Below are 4,340 nucleotides of genomic sequence, written 5' to 3' on the forward strand. Positions count from 1 at the left end.
GAGCCTGCTCGCGATGGCGGTCGAACATTCAACATTAATGCTGAATTTGATGGCCTCATCGCGAGCAGGCTCGCTTCCTCAGGGGAGGGCGGTGTTACTTGATGGTCGAGTAGTCGACGCCGTACCACTTGTCCGACAGTTTGGTCAGCGTGCCGTCCTTGTGCATTGCGCCGATGATTTCACTCAGTTTCGCCTTCAGCTCCGGGTCACCCTTGTCGGTGGCAACGGCCAACGGTTCGTAGAACACCACGCCGTTGTCGACAGCGCGTAATGGGTAACCCTTCTTGACGGCCGCATCCAGCGTGCTGCGTTGGGTGAGGATGGCGTCCAGTCGAGCACCGTCGCCCAGGCGCAGATCGTCCAGCGGTCCGACGGAGCCGGCGTAGGTCTTCATTTTTTCGGTTTTAACGTCGTAGACGACGGGTGGCACGTCAGTGGTTTCGATGGCCAGTGCCTGGCTGAAATAGTCCTCGGACGTCGTGCCGCCCTCGACGCCGATGGTTTTGCCATTCAACGCCTTGTGGTCGGTGACCGTGGATTTGTTGTGCACCGCAAACACGTAGGGCACGTAGTAGTAGGTGCCGGGAAAGTCGAGAATCCGCGCACGGCTCTTGGTGGCGGTCATCGAGCCGACGGACACGTCCCAGCGGCCATTCCACTTGCCGGCGGTAATCACATCCCAGTCGGGCGTGATGAATTTGGCCTCGACGCCGAGACGCTTGGCGATCTCCTTGGACACGTCGATATCAAAACCGTCGATTTCATTCTTGTCGTTGATGAACCCCTGCGGGGGCCAGGTCGCCGAGGTGGCGACGGTCAACGTCTTGCTGCTTTCGATCTTGTCCAGGACGGCACCGGCGTTCGCAGCGCCGACGAACAACAGTGACAAGGCGGCAGCAAGGGTGATTGCGGGTTTTTTACTGAGCATGTCCATCTCCACTTTTCGTTATTGTTATGCGGGGGTAAAGCGCTTCTCAGTGCCCGATGATTTGCGACAGGAATTTCTGTGCGCGTTCGGTCTGCGGGTTTTTGAAAAACTCGGCCGGGGTGGCTTGTTCGATCACCTGGCCCTGATCCATGAACAGCACTCGGTCGGCGACCTTGCTGGCAAAGCCCATTTCGTGGGTCACGCAAATCATCGTCATGCCGTCGGTGGCCAGCTCGCCCATCACGTCCAGCACCTCGTGGACCATTTCCGGGTCCAGCGCCGAGGTTGGTTCGTCGAACAGCATCACTTTGGGGTTCATGCACAGCGCCCGGGCAATGGCCACGCGCTGCTGCTGGCCGCCGGACAGTTGCGACGGATATTTGTGGGCATGCTCGGCAATCCGCACCCGCTCCAGATAGACCTGCGCGCGTTTTTTCGCCTCGGTGGCCGACACGCCTTGCACCAGCTGCGGGGCCAGAGTCAGGTTGTCGATCACGCTCAAGTGCGGGAACAGGTTGAAGCTTTGGAACACCATGCCGATTTCGCTGCGCACGGCGCTGACACTTTCTGCTTCACTGGTGAGCGTAATGCCGTTGACCTGAATGTGGCCCTTCTGGAAATTTTCCAGGTGGTTGATGCAGCGAATCATTGTCGATTTGCCCGAACCCGACGGGCCGCACACCACCAGGATTTCGCCAGTGGCGACGTTCAGGTCGACGTCACGCAGGGCGTGAAAGTTGCCGTACCACTTGTTCAGGCCGGTGATTGAAATCATCGAGGGACTGGTCTGCGCAGCAGGGGCCAGGTCGCGTTGTTGGGCGGTATCGGTACGAGTCATCACGCATCAACCCCTTGCCACGGATCGATTGACCCGTTTTTCGATTCGCGCCTGGACCCGTTCCAGAATGAACGACAGGGCCCAGTAAATCATCGCGGCGGTGATCAGCATTTCCAGGTGGCGGAAGTCTGCGCGCCCCTGGGTCTTGGCCAGGTACATCAGTTCCCAGACACCGATCACCGACACCAGCGAACTGTCCTTGAGCATGGCGATGAACTGGTTGCCGGTGGGTGGAATGATCACCCGCAAGGCCTGCGGCATGATGACCCGGCTCAGGGTCTTGAACGGGCTGATGTTCAGCGCCCGCGAGGCTTCCCACTGACCGACCGGAATGCTCTGGATGCCGGCCCGGAAAATCTCGGTCATGTAGGCGCCGTAACACAGGGACAGCGCGAGGATACCGGCAGGCACCGCATCGACCACGTAGCCCAGTTGCGGCAGACCCAGGTAAATCAGGTAGATCTGAATCAGCAACGGCACGCCGCGAAAGAACGAGGTGTAGAACGAGGCGAGGGCATTGGCCAGGCCGTTGTTCGACAGCTTGGCCACTGCGCCGACCAGCGCCAGCACAAAGGCCAGGACGATGGCCACTGCAGAGATGTACAAGGTGGTTGCAGCGCCCTGGATGATCAGGAAACCGATCTTGTCGAGGATGAAGCTGTAAGACAGGTCGAAGGTGTCGAAGAACGCCAGAAACAGGATCAGTAGTTCGATCCACACCACCGTAGTCTGCACTTTGAACTTCAGGCGCCCGAGGACGTGGAAGTTCAAGGTGCCCAGTACGGCAATGCCCAACCCGATGGCGACGTTGCGTGCCGTCAGGCTGTCCGGGGCATTGCCCAGCAGCGGATGCAGAAAATGACTGAGGGCGCTGTTGCCCAGGTTCATCAGGTAGGCGCCGAGGAACAGCACCACGGCTACGCCGAGCAGGAAGTGAGGATCGTTAGACTTTTTCTTATAAATTATATTGTCGTGATACATGTCTGCCTCAGCTTGTCGGTGGTGATGTTCTCGCTAGGTAAAAGGGTCTTTGGTCAGTATTGCGACGTCGATTCCGGGACCACAAGCGAACTTAATTCGCTACGTCAGTCCCGGAACGCACTTCGCTGTCAGGACAGTCTTGCCAGGCACGCCTCGAGGATATCCAGCCCTTCCTCCAGCACCGTCGCCTCGGTGGTCAACGGCGCCAGTAGCCGAATGATGTGCCGTGATTTGCCGCTCGGCATCAACAGCAGACCCGCGTCACGCGCCAACGCCAGCAATTGTGTGAGCTGCGCCGAGGCGGGGGAGCCGTCGGCATGGGTCAACTCGATACCGCGCATCGCACCGACGCCGGTCAAACGACCCAGATACGGTGAAAGTTTGCTTGCGCGCCAGGACTCGTAACGGCTGACAATCGCTTCTTCCTGTTGCGACCCCCAGGCTTGCAGGTTGGCATCCGTCATTTCATCCAGCGTTGCCAATGCGGCGGCGCAGGCGATGGGGTTGCCCGAATAGGTGCCGCCCAGTCCACCTTTGGGCAAGGTGTCGAGCAGCGACTTGCGCCCGACTACCGCGCCCAGTGGCACGCCGCCGGCGATGCTTTTGCCCAGCAGGATCAGGTCCGGCTCGATGCCCAGGCGCGAAAAGGCAAAGCGCTCGCCGGTGCGGCCGAAGCCGGACTGGATTTCATCGGCGATCAGCAGAATATTTTTTTCATCGCAGAACGTGCGCAGCGCCTGTGCGAACTCGACATCCATCGCCAGAAATCCCGCTTCACCTTGAACCGGTTCGACGATAAAACAGGCCACGTCATTGACGTCGATTTCGACGCTGAACAGTCGATCCATCGCCTTCAGCGCTTCGGCGCAGGTCACGCCGTTGTCCTTGCTTGGAAAGGGCAGGTGATACACAGGCCCCGGCAGCGCGCCGACTTTCTGTTTGTACGGTGCGACTTTGCCGTTGAGGTTGAGGGTGGCGAGCGTGCGGCCATGGAAGGCACCGTCGAAGGCAATGACGGCCGTGCGACCGGTCGAGCCGCGGACGATCTTCAGGGCGTTTTCCGCCGCTTCTGCGCCGCTGTTGGTGAGCATGCCACTGACAGCGTAGTCCACCGGAATGAACGCCGACAGGCGATCCATCAGTTCGATGTAGGGCATATGCGGTGCGGCGTTGAACGCGTAGTGCGTCAGCCGCGTGGCTTGTTCGCGAATGGCCTCGACGATGCGCGGATGGCAATGGCCGAGGTTCAGTACGCCGATGCCGCCGACGAAGTCGATGTAGCGTTTGCCATCGGTGTCCCAGACCTCGGCGTTTTTGCCGTGGCTGAGCGTGACGGGATGAACGACGTTGATCGACTGGCTGATGGTTTCGCTGCTCATGGATGACCGACTCTGAAGAAGGGATGCTTCTTTTTATCTAAGCCGTGAGCAGTGGGTGGGGGCAAACGAAATAAAGTGGCCGGGTCAATCTTAAAAGTCGGGATGTGTGCGAATAGGAGATGGGCAGGCAAAGCGTAACCTGTGGCGAGGGAGCTTGCTCCCGCTGGGTCGCGCAGCGGCCCCAAAAAAGAGGGACCGCTACGCAGTCCAGCGG

Annotated in this window: 4 protein-coding genes; all 4 read right to left on the bottom strand. The window is 59.5% G+C overall.

Annotated features, from left to right (window positions below; all coding sequences use genetic code 11):
- Positions 1-94: 94 nt before the first annotated feature.
- Positions 95-928, bottom strand: a complete 834-nt coding sequence (locus tag QMX98_RS32660) for a transporter substrate-binding domain-containing protein (protein WP_077747458.1) — start codon at positions 926-928, stop codon at positions 95-97.
- Between the two features lie 46 nt (positions 929-974).
- Positions 975-1,766, bottom strand: a complete 792-nt coding sequence (locus tag QMX98_RS32665) for an amino acid ABC transporter ATP-binding protein (RefSeq protein WP_077747436.1) — start codon at positions 1,764-1,766, stop codon at positions 975-977.
- A 6-nt stretch (positions 1,767-1,772) separates the two neighbouring features.
- Positions 1,773-2,747 carry an amino acid ABC transporter permease gene (locus QMX98_RS32670; protein ID WP_077747437.1) on the bottom strand — a complete coding sequence of 325 codons (975 nt, stop codon included), beginning with the start codon at positions 2,745-2,747 and terminating at the stop codon, positions 1,773-1,775.
- Between the two features lie 128 nt (positions 2,748-2,875).
- Entirely contained in the window at positions 2,876-4,126 is a 1,251-nt protein-coding gene (locus QMX98_RS32675; protein ID WP_282411982.1) for an aspartate aminotransferase family protein, read from the bottom strand.
- Between the last annotated feature and the right edge of the window lie 214 nt (positions 4,127-4,340).

The sequence above is a fragment of the Pseudomonas sp. PS02303 genome, assembly GCF_029959925.1.
Lineage (GTDB): Bacteria > Pseudomonadota > Gammaproteobacteria > Pseudomonadales > Pseudomonadaceae > Aquipseudomonas > Aquipseudomonas mandelii.

Coding starts and splice junctions, on each gene's coding strand:
- QMX98_RS32660 (WP_077747458.1), bottom strand. CDS start 928: ATGCTCAGTAAAAAACCCGCAATCACCCTTGCTGCCGCCTTGTCACTG.
- QMX98_RS32665 (WP_077747436.1), bottom strand. CDS start 1,766: ATGACTCGTACCGATACCGCCCAACAACGCGACCTGGCCCCTGCTGCG.
- QMX98_RS32670 (WP_077747437.1), bottom strand. CDS start 2,747: ATGTATCACGACAATATAATTTATAAGAAAAAGTCTAACGATCCTCAC.
- QMX98_RS32675 (WP_282411982.1), bottom strand. CDS start 4,126: ATGAGCAGCGAAACCATCAGCCAGTCGATCAACGTCGTTCATCCCGTC.